This is a genomic window from Streptomyces rishiriensis, assembly GCF_030815485.1.
GTDB lineage: Bacteria > Actinomycetota > Actinomycetes > Streptomycetales > Streptomycetaceae > Streptomyces > Streptomyces rishiriensis_A.
In genome coordinates this window covers 6,868,875-6,895,692 of the sequence record NZ_JAUSWV010000002.1, presented here as the reverse complement: position 1 = coordinate 6,895,692, position 26,818 = coordinate 6,868,875, and the positions used below count along the sequence as shown (strand labels likewise).

Here is a 26,818-nt window from a genome sequence, read left to right as displayed (position 1 = left end):
GTTCCGCGTACGTGGCCCCGTCACCTGACGGCGGGGCCCCGGGCCGGGCGGCCCCCAACCGCACCAGGGGGCCGCCCGGCCGTCGCACGTCCCGTATCCCCCCGCACACATGGCTCAGCGAGGAAGGACCCCACCGTGCGAAGAACCCGTATCCTCATGGCCGTGTCGGCGCTCGCCGCCGGCCTGATCGCGGGCAGTCCGCCCGTACTGGCCGCGGACGGCGGCCCGCAGACGACCTTGGCCGCGGAGTCGTACACCTGGAAGAACGCCCGGATCGACGGCGGCGGCTTCGTGCCCGGCATCGTCTTCAACCGCAAGGAGAAGAACCTCGCCTACGCGCGCACCGACATCGGCGGCGCGTACCGCTGGCAGGAGTCGGGCAAGACCTGGACGCCGCTGCTGGACTCGGTCGGCTGGGCCGACTGGGGGCACACGGGCGTGGTGAGCCTGGCCTCCGACTCCGTCGACCCGAACAAGGTGTACGCGGCGGTCGGCACGTACACCAACAGCTGGGACCCGGGCAACGGAGCCGTGCTGCGCTCCGCCGACCGGGGCGCGAGCTGGCAGAAGACGGACCTGCCCTACAAGCTGGGCGGCAACATGCCGGGCCGTGGCATGGGCGAACGGCTGGCGGTCGACCCGAACAGGAACAGCGTGCTGTACCTGGGCGCGCCGAGCGGCAAGGGCCTGTGGCGTTCGACGGACTCGGGCGTCACCTGGTCGCAGGTGACGAACTTCCCCAACGTCGGCAACTACCAGCAGGATCCCACCGACACCAGCGGGTACGCCTCCGACAACCAGGGCATCGTCTGGGTCACCTTCGACGAGTCCACCGGGACCTCCGGCGCCGCGACGAAGACGATCTACGTCGGCGTCGCGGACAAGGACAACGCGGTGTACCGGTCGACGGACGCGGGCGCGACCTGGACGCGGCTGGCCGGGCAGCCGACGGGGTACCTGGCGCACAAAGGTGTACTGGACACCGTCAACGGCTATCTGTACATCGCCTACAGCGACAAGGGCGGCCCCTACGACGGCGGCAAGGGCCGGCTGTGGCGGTACGCGACGACGACCGGGACCTGGACGGACATCAGCCCGGTGGCGGAGGCCGACACGTACTACGGGTTCAGCGGGCTGACGATCGACCGCCAGAAGCCCGGCACCGTCATGGCCACCGCCTACAGTTCCTGGTGGCCCGACACCCAGATCTTCCGCTCGACGGACAGCGGCGGCACCTGGACGAAGGCATGGGACTACACGTCGTACCCCACCCGTGCGAACCGGTACACGATGGATGTCTCGTCGTCGCCATGGCTGACCTGGGGCGCCAACCCGTCGCCACCCGAGCAGACGCCCAAACTCGGCTGGATGACCGAGGCGTTGGAGATCGACCCGTTCAACTCCGGCCGCATGATGTACGGCACGGGCGCGACCGTGTACGGAACGGAGAACCTGACCGCCTGGGACAGCGGGGGCCAGTTCACCATCAAGCCGATGGTGCAGGGGCTGGAGGAGACGGCGGTGCTGGACATCGCCTCCCCGCCGTCCGGCGCTCCGCTGCTCAGCGCGCTGGGCGACATCGGCGGCTTCCGGCACACGGACCTGACGAAGGTGCCGTCGATGATGTTCACCTCCCCGAACTTCACGTCGACGACGAGCCTGGACTACGCCGAGACGAACCCGAACACCGTGGTCCGCGTCGGCAACCTGGACTCGGGGCCGCATGTGGCGTTCTCGACGGACAACGGCGCCAACTGGTTCGCGGGGACGGACCCTTCGGGGGTCAGCGGGGGCGGAACGGTCGCCGCGGCGGCGGACGGCAGCCGCTTCGTATGGAGCCCGGCGGGCGCCGGAGTGCAGTACACCACGGGTTTCGGCACCTCGTGGCAGGCGTCGAGCGGCATCCCTGCCGACGCGATCGTGGAGTCCGACCGGGTCGACGCCAGGACTTTCTACGGGTTCAAGTCCGGAAAGTTCTACGTCAGTTCGGACGGCGGCGCGACCTTCACCGCGTCCGCCGCGACCGGTCTGCCCAGTGGGGACAGCGTGCGTTTCAAGGCGCTGCCGGGCACGAAGGGCGACGTCTGGCTGGCGGGCGGGGCGAGCGACGGAGCGTACGGGCTGTGGCACTCCACGGACTCCGGCGCGACCTTCACCAAGCTGTCGGGGGTCGAGCAGGCCGACACGATCGGGTTCGGCAAGGCGGCGGCGGGCGCGTCGTACCAGACCCTCTACACCAGCGCGAAGATCGCCGGGGTCCGGGGCATCTTCCGGTCGACGGACAGGGGCGCGACCTGGACCCGTGTCAACGACGATGTCCATCAGTGGGGTTGGACGGGCGCGGCCATCACGGGTGACCCCAGGGTGTACGGACGGGTCTACGTCTCGACCAACGGCAGAGGTGTCGTCTACGGCGACACCTCCGACACCGGCGGCGGAGGTACGGATCCCACGGACCCGACAGATCCCACGGATCCGACGCCCACCGGCGCCTGCGCGGTGACCTACACCATCACCAACCAGTGGTCGGGCGGCTTCCAGGCGGACGTCAAGCTCGCCAACACGGGCACGAGCGCCTGGTCCGGCTGGAACCTCGGCTGGACGTTCCCGAACGGCCAGACCGTCTCCCAGCTGTGGAACGCCGACTACACCCAGTCGGGTTCGACGGTGACGGCGAAGAACGTGGGCTGGAACGCCAACGTGGCGGCCGGTTCGTCCGTGAGTTTCGGCTTCACGGGCGGCTGGTCGGGGTCGAACGCGAAACCGGCGGTGTTCAAGCTCGGTGAACAGAGCTGCACGGTGAGCTGATGACCGTGGGTGCGCGCCCCTGGGGGACCGGGACGCGCACCCTTCGCTCGCTCAGGGCGTGTAGACCGCCGGCCGGGGTGCTGTGGGCATTCCGTTGCCGAGGAAGTAACTCGGGTGCGGGGGCTGGTTGTAGGCGGTGTTCTGCCACGCCAGGCCCGTGCGGTACATCGTGTCGTGGAGCAGGGTCGTGATGCGTGTCGTCGTCTCGTACGGCGTCGAGTAGATACGCAGGGCCGTGTTGTCGCCGGTCGGCCAGACGACCTCCTCGCGCCAGTCGCCGAAGATGTCGCCGGACAGCGACGGGGTGGCCTTGGTGCTGTTGTTGGAGTGGACGCCCGAGCCGGTCAGGAGGCGGGTGTCCGAGGACGTGCCGTACTTGTCGATGTGGGTGCCGTCGAGGAGTTCACGGACGGGGTCGGCGTCCCACCACGAGAGGAAGTTGACGGAGGACGGTTCCCGGCCCTTCGTCGCGCCCGCCTCGTCGCGGATCGAGGTGTCGGAGGCCGACCAGACCTCGGCGCCGTCGTTGCCCGCCCAGATGTCACCGGCGACTCCGCGGCCGTTGTCGCAGCAGGCGGCCAGCTTCCAGTCGACGGTGCCGTTCGCCGGGTCGATGTACAGCTCGGCGGGTTGACCGGTCGACTCCGAGACCTTGAAGTACTCCAGACCGGCGTGCGAGGGGTCGAGGTCGCCGAGGTGCTGGGCGTCGCCGTGTCCCGTCCTGGTGGTCCACAGGCCGTTCCCGTTGTCGTCGACCGCCATCGCGCCGTAGACGATCTCGTCCTTGCCGTCTCCGTCGACGTCGCCGACGGAGAGGCTGTGCGAGCCCTGGCCGTCGTAGCCCTTGCCGGTGTTGGTGGAGGAGCTGGTGTCGAAGGTCCAGCGGCGGGTGAAGGCGCCGCCCCGCCAGTCCCAGGCGGCGATCACGGTACGCGTGTAGTAACCGCGTGCCATGATCAGCGAGGGGCGGGAACCATCCAGGTAAGCGGTTCCCGCGAGGAAGCGGTCGACGCGGTTGCCGTACGAGTCGCCCCAGGACGAGACCGTGCCGCGGGCCGGGACGTAGTCGACGGACTGCATCGCCCTGCCGCTCTGACCGTTGAACATGGTCAGGTACTCGGGGCCGGACAGTACGTAGCCGCTGGAGTTGCGGTAGTCGGCGGAGGAACTGCCGATGACCGTGCCCGCGCCGTCCACCGTGCCGTCGGCCGTCTTCATGGCGATCTCGGCCTTGCCGTCGCCGTCGTAGTCGTAGACCTGGAACTGTGTGTAGTGGGCGCCGGAGCGGATGTTACGGCCGAGGTCGACGCGCCACAGGCGGGTGCCGTCGAGCTTGACGCCGTCGACGATCGTGTTGCCGGTGTAGCCCGACTGGGAGTTGTCCTTCGCGTTGGTCGGCTGCCACTTCAGGACGATGTCCAGGGCACCGTCGCCGTCCAGGTCGCCGACGGAGGCGTCGTTGGCCTCGTAGGTGTAGGCGACGCCGTCGGGGGTCGTGCCGCCGGCCGGCGGGGTGATGGGAACGTCCTTGTACCCGGTGCGGAACTGGATCGCGTGGACGGAGTCGGCCTGTTCGACGCCGTTCACGATCGCGCGGACCGTGTAGTCGGCCTGGGCCGGGCCGCCGGAGTGGAAGTAGTTCGTGGAGCCGGTGACCGGGGCCGGGTTCACCTTGGTGCCGGCCCGGTAGACGTTGAAGGAGACGCCGTCGGGGTCGGTGCCGAGCCAGCGCCAGCTGACCAGGTTGCCGCTGTCGGTGTGCACGCTGACGACGCCCCGGTCGAGAGCCTCCACCTGACGGGCCGTGGCGGCCTGGGCGGTACCGGCGCCGAGCGTGGTCAGGCCTGCGCCGACCAGGGCCGTGGTGGCCGCCAGTGCCAAGAGGACGACCCTCAGTCTGCGGCGCCTGTGCGGAGGGGGGTCCGCGTGCGGAAGGGGGTGCGGGTGCGAACGGGGGTGCGGGTGCGGGTGCTGCACGAGACGTACCTCCTCGGAGGGACGGATGGGTTCCGCCTCTCAGTCGCCGCCGGGGACAGCCGAGTTGCCGTACAGCGCGGCCAGTTCTGTCACCGTCCGGGCGATCCGCTCGCGCAGTTCCGGTGGCCGGAGCACCTCGATGTCCGCGCCGAGCCGCAGGAAGTCGGCGTGGGCGTGCTCGACGGACTCGATGGGCACCCTGACCACCGTCCAGCCGTCGGCCCCGTCGGTTCCGTCCGTCCCGTCGGTTCCGCCGGGTCCGCTGGGCTTGGCGAGTCCACCCGGGCTGCCGGATCCACCGGGCCCTCCGGGCTCACCAGGTCCACCGGGTCCGGCGGGTTCACCGGGTCCGGCGGGTTCACCAGGTCCACCGGGTTCACCAGGTCCGGCGGATCCACCGGGTCCGGCGAGTCGCACCGCACGGGCGAGTGTCACCCCCGGGGCCAGTCGTACCACCGCCTCCGCCCTGTCCTTGTACAGGCGCTCGTGGAAACCCTGCTGATACGCCGTCCAGTGGGCGGCCAGGTCGAAGCCGTCCGGCCGGGTGAACACCTCGTCGCACGGCGTGAGTTCGAGGATCTGGTCGACCCGGAAGGTGCGCGGGCCGGGGCCGGCGACGACGTACCAGCGTCCCGCCTTCAGGACCAGGCCGTAGGGCTCGAGCCGGCGTTCGACGTCGGTGGGCTCGCGCCATCGGCGGTATACGACATGCAGGATCCTGTTGTTCCACACCGCGTCGGCGACCTCCGCCAGATACGGCGTCCCGTCCGCCCCCGCGTCCGTGTACCAGCCGGGCGCGTCCAGGTGGAAGCGGCCGCTGATCCGGTCGGCGTGGGTCCGTAGTTCCGGCGGCAGCGCGGCGCGGACCTTCAACTGCGCGGCGGCCAGGACCGGACCGAGGCCCAGCTGGGCGGCGGGGCCGGGGACGCCGGCCAGGAAGAGGGCCTCGGCCTCGTCGGCGGTCAGCCCCGTCAGGCGGGTGCGGTAACCGTCCAGCAGGCGGTAGCCGCCGGCATGACCGGCATCGCCGTACAGCGGGACACCCGCCGCGCCCAGCGCCTCCACATCCCGGTAGACGGTACGCACCGACACCTCCAGCTCCTCGGCGAGCTGGGCGGCGGTCATCCGGCCCCGGGTCTGGAGCAGCAGCAGGATGGACACGAGTCGGCTGGACTTCACTGACACAGGATGTCAGTGAAGCAGGCCTAGCGTCCTGCCCATGACCTCTGTTTCCCACGATCCGCCGACCTCTGTTTCTGAGGATCCGCCGACCTCCGTTCCGCGGGATCCGCGTCCTTCCGCCCCCTCCCCCACGCTCCCCTTCGCGGAGAAGCTGCTCACGGTGCCCCCGCCGATCGAGGTGGCGGGACGGTGGATCAAGCGTTACCACGTCACTTCCGACCCGGCGGGCATCGCGCCCGAGGTGGAGGAGGCGGCGTACGCGATCCTTCCCGGGCTGCTGCCGCCGCCGGACGGGACACCGCCCGCCACCTTCGTGGTGCTCCACCGGGGCGGCGACGACGGCGCCTACCTGAACGCCTACAGCTGGGTGTGGGACAACGTCCTGCACTTTCGGGGCGCGGCCGCGGGGCAGCCGGTGCTCGGTTGCCCGGACGACGACCCGAGCCATTTCGTCACGACCGACCGGCCCTGGATCGGCTGTGTCTGGGAGCTGCCGCCGATCCTGCACGAACGGGACGCCTGGGTACGTCACGTACTGACCCGCCGCGCCCCCGAAGTCCCGTCTCTCGACGCCTACTTGACCGATTCCCTGCCCGCGGGGACGACGGGGGACCGCTCATGAGCGGCCCGCACGACTTCGACTTCCTCCACGGCGAGTGGGAGGTCCGCCACCGTCGGCGCACCGATTTCCTCGACCCCGACAGCGCGTGGGAGGAGTTTCCGTCCACGGCCCGCTGCCGGCCGCTGTTCGACGGGGCCGCCAACATCGACGAGATCGACATGCCGCACCTCGGTGCGAAGGGGCTCACGCTGAGACTGTTCGACCCGGGAAGCGGCCAGTGGTCGCTGAACTGGGCGTCCAGCCGGAGCGGCAGGCTGTTCCCACCGGTGATCGGCGGCTTCGGCGAGAGCGACGGGAACCGCGGCGGCCGCCCCGGCCGTGGTGAGTTCCACGGCGACGACACGCACGACGGCAAGAACGTGCGGGCGCGGTTCGTCTGGTCCGCGGTGTGCGACGCCGCCGCCCGCTGGGAGCAGGCCTTCTCACTGGACGGCGGGGAGACCTGGCTGACCAACTGGGTCATGGACTTCACTCGTCCGGAAGCGGGCCGGGAACCGGTTTCCGAAACGCGCTCAGCCTGAACACCGGGTCCGGGCGGGGCCGGTCCTGGTCGGGCAGGGCCGCGAGGCGGGCGGCGAACTCGTCGGCCAGGGGGTGACGCGGCGGCAGGGTGACGAACCAGCCGCGCCGCAGGTCCGTGATGGCCCGGCGCGGGCTGCGGCCCTGTCCCCGTCCGGCGAAGCCGGCCTGCCCGGCCGGGAGCAGGCCGGCCTCGGCGGCGTACGAGGCCACCAGCGCCGCGGTGTCGGACGCCGGCCGGTGCGGGCGCGTGGACAGCACGACATCGATGTCGCTGCCCACGTTGTGGGAGGCGCCCTTGTCGACGGTGGTGATCCACACGCCGCCGGGCCGGAGCACCCGGGCGCACTCGGCGACGATCCGCCGCGCGTCCGTGGCGTCCTCGACGAGGTGCAGCAGCCACACACTGCTGACGGCGTCGAACTCCTCGTCCCGGAAGGGGAGTCGGCGTCCGTCGGCGCGGACGACCGCTCCGGGCAACCGGGCGGCGGCGTGTCCGACCATGGCCGGCGCCCGGTCCAGACCCGTCACCCGCAGGCCGGGCCGCCCGGCCGCGAGGCGCCGGGTGACGATGCCCGTGCCGCAGGCCACGTCCAGCAGGCCGCACGCCCCGGCCGGCACGAGACCGAGGACGGCCTCCGCGGCGGCCGCCGCCCTGGGCTCGCCGCCGCGCCAGGCGTCGTAGCGTTCGGCTTCCTCGTCGTAGTCCAGCACCCGCGCCCCCGTCCCGTCACCGCCGCACCGCTGCTCGTCCGGTCCCCTACCGCTCGCACCACCCCGCACCGCCCGCGTCCGCCCGTCGTACGGGTCGGGTCGGCGCGGCTCAGCGTGCTCCGTGCGCGGGGGCCACGGCCTCGACCCGGCGGGCGAGTTCGACGTCGAGGTCGGTGACGGAGCCGCCTGCGCTGTGGGTGTTCACGGCGAGGGACACCGTGCGGTAGCCGAGGGTGAGCTCCGAGTGGTGATCGAGCTCGTCCTGGATCCTCGCGACGTGGACGGCCAGGGAGGCCGCGGCGAAATGGGAGTCGAGACGGTAGGCCCGGGTGAGGCGGTCGCCGTCCAGGGACCAGCCGGGCAGCTCGGACAGACGCTCCCCGATCTCCTTCGGCGACAGCGGTTCGACGGCCATGGCACGGCTCCCTTCCTGATGTCGCGTACCTGTCCAGCGTGCCACAGGAAGGCCGTGACGGCCCTGGTCACCAGGTCGGCTGTCGGCTCAGTCGCGCAGGCATTCGGCCGCCAGGTCGTCCGCCAGCGCGGCGATCACGGCCCGGCCCTCCACCTGCTCCAGCCACTCGTGCGGCAGCGCGCCGTCGCCGTACCGCGCGCCCAGGATGTTGCCGCAGATCGACCCCGTGGAGTCACTGTCTCCGGAGTGGTTCACGGACAGGAGCAGGGCGTCCTCCACCCGGTGCGTGACCAGCGCCGCGTAGACCCCGATGGCGAGGGCCTCCTCGGCGACCCAGCCGGCGCCGAGCCGCTCCACCTTCTCGGGGGTCGGATCGCCCGCGGCGGCCAGGTCGAGGGCCTGGTTCAGGGCGGCCGACGTCTCCTCGTGGCCGGGGTGGCGGCCGAGCAGCCGCAGGGCGCGCAGGGTGGCGCCCTCGACGGACTCCCCCCTCGTCAGGTACGCCACGATCGCGGCCAGCGCTCCGGCCGCGTAGTAGCCGGTGGGGTGGCCGTGGGTCGTCTGGGCGCAGCGGGCGGCCATGCCGAAGGCGTGGTCGGCCGAGGAGTGGGCGAGACCGAAGGGTGCCGAGCGGCATCACGGTGCCGCAGCCCTTGGAGCCGGGGTTGACCGGTCCGGGCGCGCCGCTCAGCTCGGCCCACGGGTCGGGCACGTGGCTCCGGGCGAGCCCGGACAGACAGGCGTTGCCGGGGGCGCGGCGCGCGTACAGCCAGCGTTCGGCGAGGAGGCCGCCCGTGACCCCGTCGGCCGGCCCGGGCCGCTGCTGGGTCTCGAGCCAGTGTCCGTACGCCTGGCGCACCAGGGCGGTCTCCGCTCCGCCGATGCCCTTGAGCCGGGCTCTCCTGGCCGCCGTACGGAGTCCCTCGACGGTGAACAGGGTCATCTGGGTGTCGTCGCTGATCCGGCCGACCACGCCCTCGGCGTCGGGCACGAGCCGGGTCAGGCCCCTGGGTCCGTGGGCCGCGCGGATCCGGTCGAGGGAGGTGAACTCGATCGCGTAGCCGAGGGCGTCACCGAGCGCCCCGCCGAGCAGGCAGCCCCGCACCCGCGCGCGGTACACCGCCGTCGACTCCAGGGAAGACCTCCGCCGGTCGTTCATCCAAGCGCTCCTCAACTACGGTCGTACGTATGACCATTGTCCCGACCGGTACGCACGCCGCTTCCGCCGCCCCCGCCGACCGGGGCGTCGGTCCGCTGCTGCGGGGCTGGCGGGAGCGGCGGCGGATGAGTCAGCTGGAGCTGGCCCTGCGCGCCGACTCCTCGGCCCGGCACATCAGCTTCGTCGAGACGGGTCGCTCCCGGCCCAGCGAGGAGATGGTGCTGCGGCTCGCCGAGCACCTCGAGGTGCCGGTAAGGGAGCGCAACGCGCTGCTGCTGGCGGCCGGTTACGCCCCGCACTACCCGCAGACCCCGCTGGACGACCCGGCGCTGGACGCGCTGCGCGCGGGTCTGGAGCGGCTGCTCCAGGGCTACGAGCCGTATCCGGCGCTGGTGATGGACGGGCGGTACGACGTGGTGGCGGCCAACCGGGGGATCACGATGCTGTTGGAGGGCGTCCCGGAGTCCCTGCTCGCACCCCCGCTCAACGCGATGCGTCTCACCCTCCACCCGCAGGGCCTCGCACCGCGCATCCGCAACCTGCGCGAGTGGCGCGGTCACCTGCTCGCCCAGATGGAGCGGCAGATCGCCCTGTACCGATCGGCGCCGCTGCGGGAGTTGTACGAGGAGGTCGCCGCGTACCCGGTGCCGGAGTCCGGGCCGGTGCCGGAGCCCGGGCCGGTGGACGAACCTGCGGATCCTGTGCCGCCCTTCGCCCTGCCGATGCGGATCGAGCACGAGGGACGGGTGCTCTCCTTCATCTCGTCCGTCGCCACCTTCAACACCCCCATGGACGTGACGGTCGCCGAGCTGGCCGTCGAGACGTTCCTCCCCGCGGACCCGGCCACGGTGAAGTACCTCCACTCGCTCATCGGCTGACCGGGCCGCGGGCGGGAATGGAGATGAACGTTCGACTCCGTTCCTGTGAGAGTGACGCCGGGACGTGACACACTGGCCCGCGTGCCTCGACGCGTAGGGGAGACGTGGGGTGAGTGAGCGACGGCCCGCACCCACGGTGGGCCAGGTGGTCCTGGGCAGGCGGCTGCAGGAGTTGCGTGAGGCGGCCGGCCTCGGCCGCGAGGAGGCGGCCCGCGCCCTGCGCGTGGCCCCGGCGACCGTACGGCGCATGGAGACGGCCGACGTCGCGCTGAAGGTCCCTTATGTGCAGGTGCTGCTGGAGACGTACGGCGTCGGCGACGAGGAGGCCGAGGCGTTCGTCTCGCTCACCGAGGAGGCGAACCGTCCCGGCTGGTGGCAGCGCTACCACGACGTGCTGCCGGAATGGTTCAGCCTGTTCGTGAGCCTGGAGGGCGCGGCCCGGCTGATCCGCTCGTACGAGCCGCACTTCGTGCCCGGCTTGCTCCAGACGGAGGCCTATGCGCGCGCCGTGCTGGAGGCCGGGACCGTCGGGCAGACAACCCCGGAGTCGATCGAGCGGCATGTGTCGCTGCGCCTCGCGCGCCAGCGGCTGCTGGAGGCCGGCGACCCGCCCCATCTGTGGGTGGTGATGGACGAGACGGTGCTGCGCCGCCCGGTGAGCTCGGACGCCGCGGTGATGTCCGAACAGCTCGACAGGCTGGTCGAGTTCGCCGAGCGCGACCGGATCACCCTGCAGATCTCCGAGTTCGCGGCCGGTCCGCACCCGGGGACGTCCGCGCCGTTCTCGCTGTTCCGTTTCGCCGAGCCCGAACTCCCCGACATGGTCGTCACGGAGTACCTGAGCGGCGCTCTGTACCTCGACGACCGCAAGGAGGTCTCCGCGCACCTGGAGGTCCTCGACCACATGACCACGCACGCCGCGTCCGCGGAGCACACCAAGAAGATCCTGCGGGACGCCCGCGCGGCCCTTTGAGGCCCCCCGCACCGCGGGCCTCGCCCGGCCCTCGGCTGCCTCGTCCGTACTCCGGACTGCCGCTCCCGACTGCCGAACCCCTGACTCCCGACCCCTGACTCCCGACCTCTGACCCCGACCTCTGACCCCGACCTCTGACTTCCGACCCCTGGCTCCTGACTCTCCTGGAGGCGAGACCGTATGCCCGGATCCGAGGCCGAGCAGGCCCCCGCCCGCATCGACACCAGCAGGCCGCATCCGGCCCGCGTCTACGACTGGTGGCTGGGCGGCAAGGACAACTACCCCGTGGACGAGGAACTGGCCCGCAGGATCCTGGCCGTGGACGGCACCGTGCTGCGCGGTGCGCGGGCCAACCGCCGGTTCATGCAGCGGGCCGTCCGCACGGCCGCCGAGGCCGGGATACGCCAGTTCCTCGACATCGGCACCGGCATCCCCACCCGGCCCAACCTGCATCAGGTGGCGCAGGGCGTGGCCCCGGAGGCAAAGGTCGTCTACGCGGACAACGACCCGATCGTGCTGCGGCACGCGGAGGCCCTGCTGCACGGTTCGGCGGAGGGCTCCACCCGGTACGCGCACGCCGACGTCCGCGACATCGACGCGCTGCTGCACCGGGCAGCCGACACCCTGGACCTCACACGGCCGGTGGCGCTGTCGCTGGTGGCGTTGACGCACTACCTGAGCGACGACCCGGCAGGCGACGACGTGCACGGCCTGCTGAAGAAGTACGTCGCCGCGCTCGCGCCGGGCAGCTGGCTGATCCTCTCCCAGGTCACCCCGGACCTGAACCCCGCGGCCATCGAGAAGGCCGCGGAGAACTTCCGGCGCAGTGGAACCCCTTTCTACCCGCGTTCCCTGGCCGGGTTCGCGCGCTTCTTCGAGGGCCTGGAGCTGCTCGGGCCGGGCGTGATCCCGGTCTCCGGCTGGCGCCCCGAGCCGGAGGACGTGGCGGTCCAGGCGGAGGGCATCGTGCCGGTGTACGCGGGGGTCGCCCGTAAGCCCTGAGCCGGTGCGGAAACGCGTTCCCGACCGGCGGAGAGGGGTCGGGTGAAGGCCCCTGCCCGCACCGCCGGCGTCACGGCCTGCACCCCCGACGCCGCCGCCCCCTCCGGTAGCATCGGTGACGGGGAGTCGACGGTTCGTCACGGGCGGGCGCTGCGGGGGAAGCGGGCATGGTCAAGAGATACGTGGTCGCGCCGCACGGGGGTCGTGGCACCCATCCCGACATCGGGTCCGCGCTGCGCGCCGCGACCGCGCGGGGCCGGGCCGCCCGGGTGGAGATCACTCCCGGCCACTACGAGGAACGGCTCACCGTCCGGGGCGAGATCGAGCTGACCGCGCTCGGTGAGGCCGGCTCCGTGGTGGTGGGCGTTCCCCGCGGCACCGTGCTCGACGCCTCGGGGTCGGTCGTGGTCCGCGGTCTCGTGCTGGTCGGCCGGGACGCCGAGACCGGCGTCGTCGACTGCCACGCGGGAGCCCTGACCCTCGACCGGGTGGCGATCCGGGCGCACGACGGGATCTGCGCGCAGGCCCGTCCCGGCACGTCCATGACGCTGACGGACAGCGTGTTCCGGTACGGCCGGACCGTCTTCGCCGGCGCCGCCGGACACGTCGAGCGGTGCCGGTTCACGGACGCCGCCGACAACGCCGTCGCGGTGATCGAGAACGCCCGGGTGCTGGTCCGGGACAGCCGGTTCGACGGCAGCCGGATCCACGGCGTACGCGTCAGCGACGCCTGGGCCCACCTCGTCGGGTGCGAGCTCACCGGCGCCGGGCAGGCGGCCGTCATGGCGGACACACGGGCGGAGCTGACCGTCGAGAGGTGCACGGTTTTCGCCACGCATCTGGCGGCGCTGGCGTTCATCGAGCAGTCCCGGGGCTCCGTACAGGACACCCGTGTCACCGACGCAGAGAACGGGATTCTGGTGGCGAGCGGCGCCGACCCCACGGTGCGCCGCTGTGTGTTCGCCGACTGCCGCGACACCGGCGTCCACGTGCAGGACTCGGGCCGCGGCACCTTCGAGGACTGCGAGATCACCGGCGCGGGAAACGTCGCGGTGCTGTCGACCCGGGGCGGCGCCCCGCGGGTCACCGGCTGCCGCGTCTCGGCGGGCAATGTCGGCATCGCCGTCACCGACCGGGCCAGAGGCCACTTCACCCGCGTGGACGTGCACGACCTGACGGGCGTCGCGCTGCGGGTCTGGGACGAGAGCAAGGCCGAGTTCGCACAGGTCCGCGTCGAGCGCTGCCCGTTCGGTCTGGAGACGCGGGGCAACGGCGGTACGACGGCCGAGCTCACCGACGCGACGATTCTCGACTTCGACATGGCCGCGGTGGCCGCCGTCGGTCAGTCCCGGGTGACGCTGAGGGGGGTGTCGGCGCAGCGCGGGCTGCTGGGGTTCGGTGCCGGCGAGGAGTCGCAGCTGCACGTGCACGACAGCGAGGTCTCCACCGTGAGCACCGGTGGGGCCCTGGCGTTCGGCACGGCGCGGCTCGTCGCGAGGAACCTCACCGTGACCGGCGCGGAGTCGTACGGCCTGTGCGGGACGGGCTCCGCGTATCTGGACGTCGCCGACAGCCGTTTCGAGGACTGCGCGGCCACGGGCGTGCGCTGCGACGACGCGTGCGGCGGCCGTCTGGCGGGCTGTGCCGTGACCGGGACGACCGCGGTGGCCGTGCAGCACAACGGCCGCGTCAAGCTGGACTCGCTCCGGACGTCGCTGCCGGTCAGGGAGATCACGGAACCGGCCCCACCGCCCACGATCGTCAACCACTACCACGGGCCGGTCTTTGTCGAGGCGGTCCACAGCGCCCAGTTGGCATGGAACAACACCAACGTCATCCAGCAGCAGACCGACCGGAACGGCCGGAGCGACGAGAGCGAACAGGACGGAGTCGGCCCATGAACGACCCGCAGCAGGTGCACCACTACGACGGTCCGGTGTTCCAAGGGACCGTCTCGGGCGCGCAGTTCGCCTGGAACAACGAGACGGCGACCCAGAACCAGCAGCTCAACAGCACGGTCGCCGCGGGGCACGAGGCGCTCGCGACGCTGGTGACCGAGCTGCTCCGGCAGCTGCCCGCGGCCGGCCTCGGCGACCAGGAGCGCGCGGACACCGAGAGCGCCGCCCAGGAGGTCCTGGCCGAGATCACCGGCCCGGAGTCGCCGGAACCGGGCAGGCTCCGCCGCTCGGTGACCATGCTCAAGGGGGCCCTGGCACCCGTGGCGACCGGCCTCGCGGCCGGGACGGCGGTCGGGGCGCAGGAGTGGGCGCAGTCCGCGATCAGAGGGCTGACGGGACTCGTCTGAGCCGGGACGGCGCTTGTCCGGCGAGGGCCGGGCGGCGAATGGACGGGGCGCGGGGCCGGATACGGCTCCCGCGCCCCGGACCCGACGCGACGGACTCAGGCGAGCTTGGCCGACAGGGTGATGGTCGTGCCGGTGAGCGCCTGGCTGACCGGGCAGTTCTTCTTGGCGTCCTCGGCGGCGGCGGCGAACGCGTCGTCGTCGAGGCCCGGGACGGTGCCCTCCACGGTCAGGTGGATGCCGGTGATGCCCTCCCCCGGCTGGAAGGTGACGTCCGCGGAGGTGACGAGCTTGGTGGGCGGGGTGCCGGCGCCGGCCAGGCCGTGCGACAGCGCCATGGAGAAGCAGCTGGAGTGGGCGGCGGCGATCAGTTCCTCCGGGCTCGTCTTGCCGTTCGCCTGCTCGGCGCGCGAGGGCCACGACACCGGCTGCTGACCGATGCCGGAGGAGTCGAAGGTCACGACCCCGTTGCCCTCGAGCAGGTTGCCTTCCCAGACCGTGTGTGCGGAGCGCGTGGTAGCCACGGTTCTTCCTTTCGCATGAGGTTCTGCATTCGGTACCCGTGGAACGGGTTTCCGTGCCCCCCATCCGATCACACTCCGCGTCACCGCACCCGGAACACCGGCCCCCGCGCGGTGAACGGCAGTCGACGACCCTGTGGGATCAGGTAGGCGTGCTCCCGCCGTACCCGCAGTACGTCGCACCAGCCGTCGGTGATGACGAGCAGCGGCGCGCCCGGCGGGAAGTCGTCCGCGCGGTGCAGCAGGTCGATGCCGGGCTGGAGGACCGTACCGCCGCGGCCGTGCACCCGGACCCGGCCGGCGATCTCGGCGACCGGCAGATAGCCCGCGTCGTGCGCGGCCGCGTCGCAGAACACCACCCGGGCGGCCGGAACGTCACGGGCCTCGGCGTACGAGGCGATGGCGCCGAGCGCCTTGCCGAGCAGCGTGCGGTCCATGGAGCCCGAGGTGTCCAGGACGACGCCGAACGTACAGCGGGCGATCTCCTCGGGCGGGAAACGGCGGCCGGCGCGCGGGATGCCGGGCGTGGAGGCCTGGCGGCGCGCGGGACGGGCGTAGGTCCGCACCGGCTCCGGGCGTGGCACGAACTCGTCGAACCAGCGGGCCAGTCGGGCGTCCCAGGGCAGCGGAGGGTGGCTGAGGGCGCGGATCTCCTCCACCAACCCGCCGGGCAGGAAGCCCCGTTCCTGCCGCTGGTGCAGCTCGAGACCCTGGGCGAGACCGCGGCGGTAGAAGCCGTCGAGGTCGACGTGGTCGCAGGGCGGGCCGAGCGGGGCCCCGAGGATGTCACCGAGCCCCTTGCCGCGCAGTGTGGCCAGTCGCCGCATCCGGCGCAGGTCCACGGTGATGCGGTCGTAGACCTCCTCGGCGGACAGCCCCGACAACTCGGCGTCGTACAGCAGCCCTTCGGGCATGGTGCCGACCTGCATCTCGCGCAGCCAGCCGTTGATGACGTAATCGCAGGCGACGTTGAAGAGATAGGGGTCGCGGGTGCCGCAGCGGTCGCCGTGGCGCAGGGCGGCGTGCAGCATCTCGTGGGCGAGGACGAACCGCCATTCCTCGTCGTCGTAGCGGCGCAGCGGGTTGATGTAGATCTCACCCGCCTCGGCGTTGACGGCGGCGATCGAGATGCCGTGCGCGCGGGCGAGTTCGGCGTCGGCGACGAGCTCGATACCGGCCGCGAGACCGCCGAGCAGCGGGTAGGACGAGACGAACCAGCTCAGCGCGCGTTCCCAGGGGCGCCGGTCGGTCATCTCGCCGGTCAGGGACGCGCGGCGGCCGCCGGTCAGGGACGCGCGGCGGCCGCCGGCCATGTCCATCGCGGCGGACACGGTCCGGGTCAGGGCCGTGGCGAAGGCCAGCGGCCAGTCCGGCATCGGGCGCCCGGACGAGGTCCACCGTACGAGCACCTGGTCGACGGCCGTGCCCGCGGTGCCGCAGTGCTCGTAGGCGGCCGGGAGCCCGGTGCGCCGCCAGCGGCCGGCGAGCTGCTCCTCGTCGCCGCCCGGGTACGAAGCCGGCAGTTCGTCGGGGGCTCGGCCGACCGGAAAGGTCAGCAGAAAACGGTTGACGACCGTGCAGCGCGCGGCGAGGTCGTACCGGTCGGGCTGGACGCGCTCGCCCGGGGACGCCGGAAGGTGTCCGAAGCCGAGGTGGAGGGCGGCGTGCGCGAGGGACCAGGCCCAGACGGCGGGGTCGGCGATCCGGGTGGGGTGGGCGTGCAGGGTGCCGTTGGAGTCGGCGCGGACGAGGCCGTCGCGGGGAGCCATGGTGCACTCCTCACGGCGGCAGGTGCCGAAGTCGACGGCGGCCAGCGCCGGGTGCCCGCGCAGCGCCGTCCGCCCGGACTCGAACGCCTCCGCCGCGAGGTCCCGCTTCTTCGTGTCGCGGTCCTCACGTCTCACCGGCGCGCCTCCACCAGGCGGGGCATGTCCCGGGCCGCCTCGACCAGGAACCAGGCGGGCAGCACCGGGTTGCCGTCGGCGTCGGCGGCGATGACGGTCTGCGCGACCTCGACGGAGATCTCGGCGAGCTGTACGAGCAGCGACTTGGCGCGGTAGGCGGTCTGCCGGCCCTTGGCCGACATGTGTTCCCGGACGGTGGGGAGTTCCTTGACGAGCCGGCCGCGGAACGAGTCGGCGAGGTAGTAGAGCAGGTCGCGGTCCTCGACCCGGCGCGGCCAGGGGGCGTCGCCCTTGAGGACGGCCTCGATGCCGTAGCGGCTGCGGACGATCTTGACATAGCCGCGGAAGGCGGTGGCGTGCGTGGGCGTCAGCGTGCCGTGCGCGAGCACCGCGAGGGTGTCCTCGTCGAGATCGCGTCCGAAGGAGTGCAGCGCGTCGGAGAGCATGTGCCAGGAGCGGGGGGTGGAAAACGGTTCCTCGGTTTTCGGCGGCTTGGACCACAGGTGGTCGGGCCGGTCGGTGAGGTGGTCGACGACCCACGGGTGGATGTCGTTGCCCGCGGCCCACTTCAGCCAGTCCTTCGCCGAGGCCTCGAGGTGGACATGGGTGAGGCGGTTGACGAGCGCGGAGGCGATGGGCCGGGCGAGCGCGTTGTCCGTGGCCCGGTTCCCGGCGCCGATGACGATGGAGCCCCCGGGAAGTTCGTAGTCGCCGATCCGCCGGTCGAGGATGAGCGAGTAGAACGCCTTCTGGACGTCGGGCGTGGCCGCGTTCAGCTCGTCCAGGAACAGACAGTACGGCTCGTCACGGGCGATGGCCTCGGGCGGGCAGAACACCGACCGCCCGTCCCGGATCTGGGGTACCCCGATCAGGTCCTCGGGCGCGAGCTGGGTACCGAGCAGGCTCACGCACTCCAGCCCCAGCGACTCGGCGAACTCCCTGACCAGGGAGGACTTTCCGATGCCGGGGGCGCCCCAGAGGAACACCGGCCGCACGGTGGCGAGGCCGAGGAGCAGTTCGGGGATGCGGGAGGGCGTGACGGTGACGGCAGCCTGCAAGGCAGAGGCTCCTCGAGGGATGCGGAAGGGGCGCGAGTGCGCGGGATCCGGAGACGACCGGATCGGTACCGACAGTGTGTGCGTACGGCTCCCCCGGCGCAGCCGAATTTCAGGCGGCGCGCTCCTCCGGGGCTGTCGTGAGCGGTATCTGGGGGCCGTCGGACTCGCGCAGCCAGCGGCGCAGGACACGGTGCACCTGCTCCGCGCCGGTCAGTTCCTCGCCGTCCCCGACGGGTGCGGACAGCGCGAGCGGGGACAGCAGGAACGGTCTGGCCTGCGCGCCACCGAGACCGCCGTGGGAACCGATCTGCTCCTCGAAGGCGAGGACCTCGCCGTCGCCCGGGTCGTGGAACGAGTTGACCATGATGTCTGCGGTGTGCGGAAAGGAGTGGGTGCGGCGCACGGCGTCGGCGGCGGCGGGCCCGAAGGCGGCCAGCGGGCCCGGCGTCCGGTCGAGTTGGTCCAGCGGTATCTCCGCGCCGTACGCGCCGAGGACGACCCCGCCGTGCTGCTCGCTGCGGACGAGGAGGAAGCCGATGCCGGGGTGGTTGGCGAGGGTGGTCAGCAGGGCGGGGTGGCGGGCGTCGATCTCCTCCTTGCTCATCCGGTGCGGTACGTCCGGGAAGGAGATCAGGCCGAGGTTGCCCGAGGCCAGCACGATCGGTTCCGGGCGGCGGCCGGCCGGGCGGTGGCGTTCGCCGACCTCCTCGACGGGCCGGCGCAGGGCCGCGCGGACGGCCCCCCGGGCCTCGGCGCCGCTGTGGGTGCGTTCGGCCTTGCGCGGCACGGGCAGCCCGCAGCCGGCCCGCACCAGGTCGCCGAGGGTGAGGCCGTAGCGGGCGCGGAACGTCTCGCCGGGGCTCTGGCCGTGGTCGGACAGCACGACGATCCGGTAGGGGCGGGGCGCGTGCTCGGCGACGCTCTCGAGCAGTGCGAGCGCCCGGTCCAGGCGGCCGAGGACCTGTTCGGTGTCCCTGCCGAGCGGCCCCGAGTGGTGCGCGACCTCGTCGTAGGCCACCAGGTCGGCGTAGACGGCGGTGCGGCCGGCGAGCATGTCGCCCATCACGGCGGCCACCACGACATCGCGTTCGACGACCGTCGCGAAGGCGCGGACGAGCGGGTAGAGACCGCCGCGTCCGACGCGCGGGCGCTCCTTGCGCAGCCGGGCGCGGATGGACTGGCCCGTCTCGCGGCCGACCTCGGCGACGAACGACAGCGCGGTGCGCACCGCGTTGGCCGGATCGGAGAAGTAGGCGAAGTAGCCGGCCCGGGACCGTGTCTCCCGGCTGCGCCGGCGGGTGGCGATGGACAGCACGAGGGCCTGCTCGTCGGCGCCGCCGCTGAAGAGGTTGCCTCGGCTCGCGCCGTCGGCGGACAGCAGCCCGCCGTCACCGGTGCGTTCGACCGCGCGGCGCTGCAGTTCGGCGGCGCTGGTGGGACGGTTGCAGACCATCACCTCCCCGGTGTCCTTCTCGTACCAGCGGAAGGCGGGCACGTCGTGGTTGCTGCCGTGCAGGATGCCGAGCTGGCTGGCGCCGGTCTGGCTGGACCAGTCGGTGTGCCAGAGGGTGAGCCGGTGGCTGGGGCGGGGGGCGCCGCCGCCCGCGCTCCCCTGTGCGGAGGCCTGTCGCGGGGCCGCGCCCAGCCATCCGGCGACGGTCGGCATCAGGCCCTTGCGTACCGCCGCGGCCAGCACGTCGTGGCCGACGCCGTCGAGCTGGAGGAAGACGGTGCCGGGTGTGGCGGGGCAGGGGGCGCCGGCTCTTCGGCGGCGGTCGGCCAGCCGGTACAGGCGGCGGCGGTAGGCCTCGTCGTCACGTACGGCCAGGGCGCCGCCGGTCGCCGAGGCCACGGCGGACATCACGGCGGCGACGATCACGGCGGTCTCCGGGGCCACCTCGCTCTGCCCGGAGGGGTTCAGGCGCAGGGCGAGCAGCAGCAGCGAGCCGTTGAGGAAGAACACCAGCAGGCCCAGGACCAGCGCCGGGACGAGCAGCAGCAGGCGTACCAGCAGGGGCCAGGCCAGGGCCGACAGGACACCGAACACGCCGGCGCCGACGGCGGCCGTCATGGCGATGGTGGTGGCACTGTCGCCGTCGGCGGACTGGAGCCGGAAGTCGGGCAGGATCCCGGCGAGCACCAGCATCGTGAGCGTGGAGACGACCCACACCGCGACGCTCCGCCCGGCCTGACTGACGGCCCGCCGCCACCGCACCCCTCGCACGCCCCGCACACCTCGCGTTCCGGCCCCGACGCCCGGGGGCCGCCCTCCACCCTGTCATACGGCGGTGACAGGCACCCGGCGGCTACCTCCCGTCGTAGCCGGCCGTCGGCATCGACAGTCTCCGGTGCACCCGGGCCTTCATCTGCGCGTCGTAGGCGGGTTCGGCGCTGCCGACCGTCTCCACCCGCACTCCGCGCCTAGCGCACTCCGCGGAGAACTCCTCCACGGAACTCAGCGCGCTCTCCAGCACCCGGCGGCTGGGCGCGACGAAGAGGTCGACGCCGGCCCGGATCCCGTCCCACAGCACGCAGTGGTCGGCGCGCAGACCGCGGACCAGCAGTTCCCGGCCGACGACGTAGCCGCGCTCCGCGGCCCATCGCGCGCACATCGCGTGCTGGCTGCGGGAGTCCACCAGGAAGGGATCGGCGTCCAGTTCCTCGAGCGGCGTCAGACTCGCGATCGCGGTGACCCGCATGACCCGCGCCGGTCCCATGGCGTCCCCCTCTCACCTCCGGGTTTCGCCGCCGACCCTACTCCTGCCCGTAGGCTTCGGGGAGTCGCGCGAAGGAGGCAAAGAGGTGGCGGTGGAGATCACATGGTGGGGGCACGCCACCTGCACGGTGGAGGATTCGGACGTACGCGTGCTCACCGATCCTCTGTTCGCACGCCGCCTCGCGCATCTGCGCCGCCGCCGGGGCGCGCCGCCCCCGCCCGACGCCTGGCGCGCGGACGTGGCGCTCGTCTCCCACCTGCACGCCGACCATCTGCATGTGCCCTCGCTGGCGCGCCTTGCGCCGGGCACGCGCCTGCTGGTGCCCCGGGGCGCGCCGCGCGCCGTCCCCGGGCTGCGCCGCCTGCGCCATCTGCGGCTGAGCGAGATGGCGCCGGGGGACGAGACCACCGTCGGCGACGTGCGGATACGGGCCGTGCCCGCGCGTCACGACGGGCGGCGGTTGCCGGTCGGGCGGCACCGCTGCCCCGCGCTCGGGTACGTCGTCGAGGGCGAGGCCAGGACGTATTTCGCCGGGGACACCGGTCTGTTCGACGACATGGCCGAGCAGGTCGGGCCGGTCGACGTGGCGCTGCTGCCGGTGGGCGGCTGGGGGCCGCATCTCGGCGAGGGGCACCTGGACGCGGGGCGCGCGGCCGAGGCCCTGGTCCGGCTGGCGCCGCGGACCGCGGTGCCGGTGCACTACGGCACGTACTGGCCGATCGGCATGGACGCCGTGCGCCCCCATGAATTCCATGCTCCCGGCGAGGAGTTCGTCCGGCTCGCGGCGGAACGTGCGCCGGGAGTGGCGGTCCACCGGCTCGGGCACGGCGAGAGCGTGCGCGCGGGAGTCCCACGGTGAAATGGTGGCTCGCCGCGACCGTGACGGTCGTGCCGACCGAGGCCACGCAGCAGGCCCTCGGGTATCCGTCGCTGTTCCTGCTGGTGCTGATCGGGGCCCTGGTGCCGGTGGTGCCGACGGGGGCCCTGGTGAGTACGGCGGCGGCGGTCGCCGTCCACCAGACGGTGCCGTTCGCGCTGGCGACGGTGTTTCTGACGGCGTCGCTCGCGGCCTTCTGCGGGGACGCGTCGCTGTACTGGCTGGGGCGGCGCGGGATGCGGTCGAAGAACGGCTCGCGCTGGCTGGAGGCCATCCGCTCGCGGGCGCCCGAGGAGCGGCTGGAGCAGGCGCAGGACAAGCTCGCCCACCACGGCACGGCCGTGCTGGTGCTGTCCCGGCTGGTGCCGGCGGGCCGGATACCGGTGATGCTGGCCTGTCTGATGGCGAAGTGGCCGCTGCGCCGCTTCGTGCGGGGCAATCTTCCGGCGTGTCTGGCCTGGACGGCGACCTATCAGCTGATCGGGATACTCGGCGGCTCGCTGTTCCCCGAGCCCTGGGAGGGCGTGGTCGCCGCGATCGCGCTGACCGTGGTGGTCGGCGCGGCCCCGAGCCTGTGGCGCCGGGTCCGGGGGACCACGACCGCCTAGCCCGGGAGCCGCGCGGGGCGGCGACCGCGTGGAAGCGCCACTGCCGTTCCGCTCCTACTCGAGAACGCGTGCGCCTCCCACCGGCAGGTCCCACAGGGCGTCCCGCTCCAGTCCCGCCTTCTCCCAGGCCGCGCGCACCCGTGTGAGGGGCTCGAGGACGGGCTCGGCGGACAGCACGAAGGTGCCCCAGTGCATCGGGGCCATCCGCCGCGCCCCGAGGTCGAGGGTGGCCCGGACCGCCTCCTCCGGATCGCAGTGGACGTCGCTGAGCCACCAGCGGGGGTCGTAGGCGCCGATGGGCAGCAGGGCGAGATCGATGCCGGGGTAGCGCTGTCCGATCCGGGAGAACCAGTGGCCGTAGCCGGTGTCCCCGGCGAAGTAGACGCGCTGTCCGTCGGGGGCGGTGAGGACCCAGCCGCCCCAGAGCGAGTGACAGGTGTCGGTGAGGGAGCGCTTGGACCAGTGGTGAGAGGGCACGAAGTCGAAGCGCACGCCGCTCAGTTCGGCCGCCTCCCACCAGTCCAGCTCGGTGACCCGCGTGAACCGGCGGCGCAGGAACCAGCGTCCGAGCCCGGCCGGCACGAACACGGGCGTGTCCCGCGGGAGCCGGCGCAGGGTGGGGGCGTCGAGATGGTCGTAGTGGTTGTGGCTGATGACGACGGCGTCCACGCGCGGGAGCGCCTCCCAGGGGACGCCGACGGGGGTGATCCGGGCCGGGGTGCCGAGGATGCGACGGGACCAGACGGGGTCGGTCAGGACGGTGAGGCCGCCGACGCCCACCACCCAGCTGGCGTGCCCCGCCCAGGAGACGGCGACGGTACGGGCGTCCACCCGGGGCAACGGAGCGGGTGCGAAGGGCAGCCGCGGAATGTCGGCGAGGCCGTCCCTGCCGGGCCGTACGGAACCCTCGCGGGCGAACCGGGCCAGGGCCTTGAGGCCGGGCAGCGGTGAGGTCAGCCGGTCGTGGAAGGTCCGCGGCCACACCCGCCGCTCCCCGATCGGGCGGGGCTCGGCGAGCGGCGGGGCGGGGGACGCGAGCGGGGACAGGGGAGCCGGGGCGCCGGCGTCCTTCGTGGTCACCGCGGTGGTGGTGGTCGACTCGGACTGCTGCGTCATCGAGGAGGCTCCCATCGCCGAGCGTCGTCACGGAGGTCGTCGAAGACCGACCTCAAGAGCGCCAACGCGCGGTGCACGTGTGGCAGTTCCAGCGGTTCGGGTGACGTGAGGCATGCCGCGCGCTGGGCGTCCGTGCCGTCCAGCAGCATGTCGGTGGAGAGCCGGACGCGCAGGGCCCCGAGTTCGTCCCCGAAGCGGTGTCCGCCCGGTGCGGGCATCCCGAGCCGCAGGGAGAGGAAGTCCTCCAGGTCCTGCGCGTCGCCGACGCCGTGCGCGGCGAGCGCGGTGCGCAACGGGCCGAGATCGACGTACAGGTGACGTCCGGCCCGGGGCGGGAGGGCGAGGCCGCCCGCGGCGGTCACGACGGCGTGCACCGCGTCGGCCACGCGCGCGTGCAGGCGTACGACGGCGGCGACGCGCTCGGTGACCGGCTCAGGCTCGGTCAGTGCGTACGCGGCCGCGGCGGCGACCGGAGCGGCCACCCCCGCGCCGAGCGCGGTGAGGACGTCGAGCACCCGCGCGCGCAGGTCGTCGCCGGTCGCCGTGGCGGGGAACCGGGCGACGGCCGCCGGCCAGCCGATGGGCAGCAGCGCACCGGCGAGATCGCTGACGACGGTGACCTGCTCCGGGAGCATCTCGGCGGGGCTGACCGGCACGGTGTCGTGCGGGGCGTGCAGCGTGTCGCGCCAGGTCTCGTCGCTGACCAGGTGCAGGCCCTCGCCCGCGGCGGCCTCCACCGCCTCGTGCAGCACCTCGGGCGGCGCGACGGTCGCGGTGGGGTCGTCGGCGACGGACAGCACCAGCAGCCGCGGGTCGCCGCCCTCGGCGCGCACCCGGCGCACGGTCTCCAGCAGGGCGAAGGGGTCAGGGACTCCCCCGCACTCGGCGGGCGTCGCCACATGGAAGACGGGCCTTCCCAGCAGGCGTGCGTACGGCGCCCACCAGGCCGCGCAGGGCCGGGGCACCAGGACGTCGCCGCCCAGGGCGGCGGTCAGCGCCAGGAGCAGGGCGGGGGCACCGGGCCCGGCCACGACGTGCCCGGGTTCCGCGGGGGTCCCGCGCCGCTCCCAGTAGCCGCGGGCGGCGCCGAGCAGGGCGGGGCCGCCGCCGACCGGCTCGCCGTCGGCGCGCCCGGCGGCCCGGGCGAGCACCGAGACGAGTTCCGGCAGCACCGGCAGTCCGTCCGAGGGCAGCGGCGGGCCGTAGCGGACGGGCCCGTGGTCCTCCGCTCGCGTCCGCCGCATCTCGTCCTCCGCGCAGTCCGTCCCTGATGCCCTGTCCGGTCCGGTTGCCCTGTCCGGTCCTGGGGCCCTGCCTCGTGCGGTGCCCGCGGCGCCCCGTCCCGGCGACCTGCCCGGCCGTCGGACGTCGTCGCGGGCCGGGCGGGGTGCCGCGTCCCGTGCGGGCCGTCCGGCCCCGCGGGGCCGGACGCTCGTACGGGGCCGATCGTGCTCCTGGGCTCTGAGTACCCCGTGGGGCCTCGCCCCATGGCCGTGCCGCACGTTGCGCCCGTCACAGCGCGGGCCGGACGGGCCCTCCGGCGGGTCAGACGCCGCCCTCGGGGCCCCGGCGGCGCAGCCGGTGCACGGCGGCGCCGAGCGCGCCGGCGATCAGCAGGCCGCCGGCGGCGAGCGCGGGGACGGAGTCGGTGAAGGCACCGCCCTCACCGGCCTGGACGCCGTGCCCGACGGTGGCGGGGGCGCAGTCGGCCTCGTGGGCGGAGGCCTCGTGGGACGCGGCGGCTCGGGGCTCGGGCGGGGTGCAGGGCCGGACGGTGCGGCAGGTGTCACCGTGCGGCGCGCCGGTGCCCTGCGCCGGCGGACACGGCCCGCCGGTGGCACAGGACCCGGCGGGCGCCGAGCCGCACGGCTGCGGCGCGGCGCGCGCGACGTCCAGGGTCGCGCTCCACGGCTTGCCCTGTCCGCCGGGCGCCGCCGGACAGGTGCCGTCGACGGTCCAGGCGGCGTCGGGCCCGACCGCCTCCGGGCTCACCTCGAGGTCGTCGGCGGGCGCGATACGGGCGGTGCCTTTGTACGCGGCCCCGGTCTGCGCACCGTCGGCGCCGGGGACCTTGCTCAGTTTGACGGTGCCCTCGGCGAAGGCCTGCGAGGTGGCGTCGAGGCTCTCGGGCGCGGTGCCGCCGAGGGGACCGCAGGAGACGGAGACGGTGACACTGCCGCCCGGGGCGACGCTGCCCGGGCTGACCTCCGCCGCCGGGTCCGCGAACGCCGCCGGAGCGACGGCGACCAGGACGGCGCCTGCCACGGTGAGGGCGGAGAGGAGCTGGGCGGTGCGACGCATGGGACGGTTCCTTCGGCCGACGGCTGCGGGCGGGGCGTTGCCGCCCCACAGCCATCAGAGCCCGAGGAGCCGCCGGCCGCGCGCGGCCGGACGCCATTGGCGGGACACGCGCCACCAACCGGGTGACCGCGGATGCCTCCGCGACGGCGGACTCCCGCTGCGCCACGCCTGCTACGCCACCTCGTTCAGCACCTGTTCCCGCAACCGATTGCAGCACCGGTTGATCAGCCGGGACACATGCATCTGCGAGATGCCCAGCTGTTCCGCGATCCGACTCTGCGTCATGTCCTCGAAGAACCGCATGTACAAGATCGCCCGCTCCCGCTCGGGCAGCGCGGCGAGCCGTGTCCTGACCGCCTCCCGGTCGACGACCGTGCCCAGCGCCGGGTCCGCCGCTCCCAGCACGTCACTCAGCGAGTAGCCGTCCTCGCTGCCCGGCAGCTCCGCGTCCAGCGACAGCGCGGTGAAACTCTCCAGCGCCTCCATACCGGTGCGGACGTCCTCCTCGCTGAGCTGAGCGCGCTCGGCGATCTCGGCGACGGTGGGCCGCCGCCCGGAGACGGTCTGGGCCAGGTCCTGGTCGGCGAAGCGCACCCGGTTGCGCAGTTCCTGGACGCGGCGCGGCACGTGCAGGGTCCACATGTGGTCGCGGAAGTGCCGCTTGATCTCACCGGTGACGGTGGGGACGGCGTAGCTCTCGAAAGCGTTTCCGAGTTCCGGGTCGTAACGGTCGACGGCCTTGACCAGACCGAGAGCGGCGACCTGACGCAGGTCGTCGAAAGCCTCGCCACGGCTGCGGAAACGGCCGGCGAGACGGTCGGCCATCGGGAGCCAGGCCTCGACGATCTGCGAGCGGAGCGTGTCGCGCTGGGGCCCGGGAGGCAGGCCCGCGAGCCTGCGGAAGGCGTCGGCGGTGTCGGGGGCGTCGTCGTGCGGACGGCGCTTCGCGTTCGCTCGGTTCGGCATGGGTGTGCAACTCCCTCGGGCGTGCTCTGGGTTGGCCGGTCACCGGGGAAGCGCGACGGCGGCCCGACCGGGCCGCCGGGGGACGCGAGGTCGCGGCCTCCCACGGACGTGCCTCCGGTCCGAAGCACTGTGGCGCGCCTGCCCCGGACTCCCCTCGCCAAACACCCGCCCAGGTTTTCCGGCGGCCCCGGGGGTCACC

The 26,818-nt window shown here is 73.2% G+C and carries 23 protein-coding genes and 1 pseudogene; 10 read left to right on the top strand and 14 right to left on the bottom strand.

All coding sequences use genetic code 11. The annotated features are described in order from the left end of the window. The first annotated feature begins 135 nt into the window (after positions 1-135). A complete protein-coding gene (locus tag QF030_RS33070; RefSeq protein WP_307166232.1) occupies positions 136-2,808 on the top strand; it encodes a cellulose binding domain-containing protein in 2,673 nt (890 codons plus the stop codon). A 51-nt stretch (positions 2,809-2,859) separates the two neighbouring features. Here QF030_RS33070 and QF030_RS33065 read toward each other — a convergent pair whose 3' ends face one another. Continuing rightward, the gene (locus QF030_RS33065) at positions 2,860-4,785 is read right to left on the bottom strand and encodes a rhamnogalacturonan lyase (protein WP_307166231.1); all 1,926 of its coding nucleotides are present in this window, start codon (positions 4,783-4,785) and stop codon (positions 2,860-2,862) included. 39 nt (positions 4,786-4,824) lie between these two features. Next, entirely contained in the window at positions 4,825-5,964 is a 1,140-nt protein-coding gene (locus QF030_RS33060) for a helix-turn-helix transcriptional regulator (protein ID WP_307166230.1), read from the bottom strand. 40 nt (positions 5,965-6,004) lie between these two features. On the opposite strand from QF030_RS33060, the gene QF030_RS33055 reads away from it, so the two are divergent. Then, the gene (locus QF030_RS33055; protein WP_307166229.1) at positions 6,005-6,589 is read left to right on the top strand and encodes a hypothetical protein; all 585 of its coding nucleotides are present in this window, start codon (positions 6,005-6,007) and stop codon (positions 6,587-6,589) included. Continuing rightward, entirely contained in the window at positions 6,586-7,110 is a 525-nt protein-coding gene (locus tag QF030_RS33050) for a hypothetical protein (protein WP_307166228.1), read from the top strand. The genes QF030_RS33055 and QF030_RS33050 overlap by 4 nt, the downstream gene beginning before the upstream one ends. Here the strand turns inward: QF030_RS33050 and QF030_RS33045 are convergent. The 3 genes and pseudogenes from QF030_RS33045 to QF030_RS33035 form a co-directional block, all read right to left on the bottom strand. Continuing rightward, positions 7,058-7,822, bottom strand: coding sequence for a class I SAM-dependent methyltransferase (locus tag QF030_RS33045; RefSeq protein ID WP_307166227.1), 765 nt, complete (start codon positions 7,820-7,822; stop codon positions 7,058-7,060). The two genes, QF030_RS33050 and QF030_RS33045, sit on opposite strands and share 53 nt — an antisense overlap. Positions 7,823-7,931: 109 nt before the next feature. Further along, entirely contained in the window at positions 7,932-8,237 is a 306-nt protein-coding gene (locus tag QF030_RS33040) for a 4a-hydroxytetrahydrobiopterin dehydratase (protein ID WP_307166226.1), read from the bottom strand. Positions 8,238-8,324: 87 nt separating this feature from the next. Then, positions 8,325-9,396, bottom strand: a pseudogene (locus QF030_RS33035) (ADP-ribosylglycohydrolase family protein). A 29-nt stretch (positions 9,397-9,425) separates the two neighbouring features. Here QF030_RS33035 and QF030_RS33030 point away from each other — a divergent pair. From QF030_RS33030 to QF030_RS33010, 5 genes are all read left to right on the top strand, one after another. Beyond that, positions 9,426-10,274, top strand: coding sequence for a helix-turn-helix domain-containing protein (locus QF030_RS33030; protein ID WP_307166225.1), 849 nt, complete (start codon positions 9,426-9,428; stop codon positions 10,272-10,274). A 109-nt stretch (positions 10,275-10,383) separates the two neighbouring features. Continuing rightward, positions 10,384-11,247 carry a helix-turn-helix domain-containing protein gene (locus tag QF030_RS33025; RefSeq protein ID WP_307166224.1) on the top strand — a complete coding sequence of 288 codons (864 nt, stop codon included), beginning with the start codon at positions 10,384-10,386 and terminating at the stop codon, positions 11,245-11,247. Positions 11,248-11,427: 180 nt separating this feature from the next. Continuing rightward, positions 11,428-12,249, top strand: a complete 822-nt coding sequence (locus tag QF030_RS33020; RefSeq protein WP_307166223.1) for an SAM-dependent methyltransferase — start codon at positions 11,428-11,430, stop codon at positions 12,247-12,249. Between the two features lie 167 nt (positions 12,250-12,416). Beyond that, on the top strand, positions 12,417-14,150 hold the full coding sequence (locus QF030_RS33015; RefSeq protein ID WP_307166222.1) for a right-handed parallel beta-helix repeat-containing protein: 1,734 nt from the start codon (positions 12,417-12,419) through the stop codon (positions 14,148-14,150). Beyond that, positions 14,147-14,554 carry a hypothetical protein gene (locus tag QF030_RS33010; RefSeq protein WP_307166221.1) on the top strand — a complete coding sequence of 136 codons (408 nt, stop codon included), beginning with the start codon at positions 14,147-14,149 and terminating at the stop codon, positions 14,552-14,554. Before QF030_RS33015 ends, QF030_RS33010 begins: the two co-directional genes overlap by 4 nt. 95 nt (positions 14,555-14,649) lie before the next feature. On the opposite strand, the gene QF030_RS33005 is transcribed toward QF030_RS33010, so the two are convergent. The 5 genes from QF030_RS33005 to QF030_RS32985 form a co-directional block, all read right to left on the bottom strand. Further along, the gene (locus tag QF030_RS33005) at positions 14,650-15,075 is read right to left on the bottom strand and encodes an OsmC family peroxiredoxin (RefSeq protein WP_020125610.1); all 426 of its coding nucleotides are present in this window, start codon (positions 15,073-15,075) and stop codon (positions 14,650-14,652) included. A gap of 80 nt (positions 15,076-15,155) precedes the next feature. After that, positions 15,156-16,976, bottom strand: coding sequence for a vWA domain-containing protein (locus QF030_RS33000; protein WP_307166220.1), 1,821 nt, complete (start codon positions 16,974-16,976; stop codon positions 15,156-15,158). Continuing rightward, positions 16,973-18,034 carry an ATP-binding protein gene (locus tag QF030_RS32995; RefSeq protein ID WP_307166219.1) on the bottom strand — a complete coding sequence of 354 codons (1,062 nt, stop codon included), beginning with the start codon at positions 18,032-18,034 and terminating at the stop codon, positions 16,973-16,975. The genes QF030_RS33000 and QF030_RS32995 overlap by 4 nt, the downstream gene beginning before the upstream one ends. Before the next feature lie 109 nt (positions 18,035-18,143). Next, positions 18,144-20,258 carry a phage holin family protein gene (locus QF030_RS32990; RefSeq protein ID WP_307166218.1) on the bottom strand — a complete coding sequence of 705 codons (2,115 nt, stop codon included), beginning with the start codon at positions 20,256-20,258 and terminating at the stop codon, positions 18,144-18,146. Positions 20,259-20,340: 82 nt separating this feature from the next. Continuing rightward, entirely contained in the window at positions 20,341-20,751 is a 411-nt protein-coding gene (locus tag QF030_RS32985) for a hypothetical protein (protein WP_307166217.1), read from the bottom strand. An 85-nt stretch (positions 20,752-20,836) separates the two neighbouring features. Here QF030_RS32985 and QF030_RS32980 point away from each other — a divergent pair, with 85 nt between their 5' ends. Together QF030_RS32980 and QF030_RS32975 are read left to right on the top strand one after the other, a co-directional pair. Then, a complete protein-coding gene (locus QF030_RS32980) occupies positions 20,837-21,610 on the top strand; it encodes an MBL fold metallo-hydrolase (RefSeq protein WP_307166216.1) in 774 nt (257 codons plus the stop codon). After that, positions 21,607-22,236 carry a DedA family protein gene (locus QF030_RS32975; protein WP_307166215.1) on the top strand — a complete coding sequence of 210 codons (630 nt, stop codon included), beginning with the start codon at positions 21,607-21,609 and terminating at the stop codon, positions 22,234-22,236. The genes QF030_RS32980 and QF030_RS32975 overlap by 4 nt, the downstream gene beginning before the upstream one ends. Before the next feature lie 54 nt (positions 22,237-22,290). On the opposite strand, the gene QF030_RS32970 is transcribed toward QF030_RS32975, so the two are convergent. The 4 genes from QF030_RS32970 to QF030_RS32955 form a co-directional block, all read right to left on the bottom strand. Then, entirely contained in the window at positions 22,291-23,352 is a 1,062-nt protein-coding gene (locus QF030_RS32970) for an MBL fold metallo-hydrolase (RefSeq protein WP_307166214.1), read from the bottom strand. Beyond that, a complete protein-coding gene (locus QF030_RS32965; RefSeq protein ID WP_307166213.1) occupies positions 23,349-24,596 on the bottom strand; it encodes an aminotransferase class I/II-fold pyridoxal phosphate-dependent enzyme in 1,248 nt (415 codons plus the stop codon). Before QF030_RS32965 ends, QF030_RS32970 begins: the two co-directional genes overlap by 4 nt. Positions 24,597-24,897: 301 nt before the next feature. After that, positions 24,898-25,653, bottom strand: coding sequence for a hypothetical protein (locus QF030_RS32960; protein WP_307166212.1), 756 nt, complete (start codon positions 25,651-25,653; stop codon positions 24,898-24,900). 171 nt (positions 25,654-25,824) lie between these two features. Further along, positions 25,825-26,619: an RNA polymerase sigma factor SigF gene (locus tag QF030_RS32955; protein ID WP_307166211.1), complete on the bottom strand. Its 795-nt coding sequence runs from the start codon at positions 26,617-26,619 to the stop codon at positions 25,825-25,827. Positions 26,620-26,818 lie beyond the last annotated feature (199 nt).

Excerpts from the sequence above, each read along its gene's own strand:
- QF030_RS32955 (WP_307166211.1), bottom strand. The coding sequence starts at position 26,619 with ATGCCGAACCGAGCGAACGCGAAGCGCCGTCCGCACGACGACGCCCCC.
- QF030_RS33020 (WP_307166223.1), top strand. The coding sequence starts at position 11,428 with ATGCCCGGATCCGAGGCCGAGCAGGCCCCCGCCCGCATCGACACCAGC.
- QF030_RS33040 (WP_307166226.1), bottom strand. The coding sequence starts at position 8,237 with ATGGCCGTCGAACCGCTGTCGCCGAAGGAGATCGGGGAGCGTCTGTCC.
- QF030_RS33055 (WP_307166229.1), top strand. The coding sequence starts at position 6,005 with ATGACCTCTGTTTCCCACGATCCGCCGACCTCTGTTTCTGAGGATCCG.
- QF030_RS32985 (WP_307166217.1), bottom strand. The coding sequence starts at position 20,751 with ATGGGACCGGCGCGGGTCATGCGGGTCACCGCGATCGCGAGTCTGACG.
- QF030_RS33015 (WP_307166222.1), top strand. The coding sequence starts at position 12,417 with ATGGTCAAGAGATACGTGGTCGCGCCGCACGGGGGTCGTGGCACCCAT.
- QF030_RS32970 (WP_307166214.1), bottom strand. The coding sequence starts at position 23,352 with ATGACGCAGCAGTCCGAGTCGACCACCACCACCGCGGTGACCACGAAG.
- QF030_RS33010 (WP_307166221.1), top strand. The coding sequence starts at position 14,147 with ATGAACGACCCGCAGCAGGTGCACCACTACGACGGTCCGGTGTTCCAA.
- QF030_RS33050 (WP_307166228.1), top strand. The coding sequence starts at position 6,586 with ATGAGCGGCCCGCACGACTTCGACTTCCTCCACGGCGAGTGGGAGGTC.
- QF030_RS33030 (WP_307166225.1), top strand. The coding sequence starts at position 9,426 with ATGACCATTGTCCCGACCGGTACGCACGCCGCTTCCGCCGCCCCCGCC.
- QF030_RS32960 (WP_307166212.1), bottom strand. The coding sequence starts at position 25,653 with ATGCGTCGCACCGCCCAGCTCCTCTCCGCCCTCACCGTGGCAGGCGCC.
- QF030_RS32965 (WP_307166213.1), bottom strand. The coding sequence starts at position 24,596 with ATGCGGCGGACGCGAGCGGAGGACCACGGGCCCGTCCGCTACGGCCCG.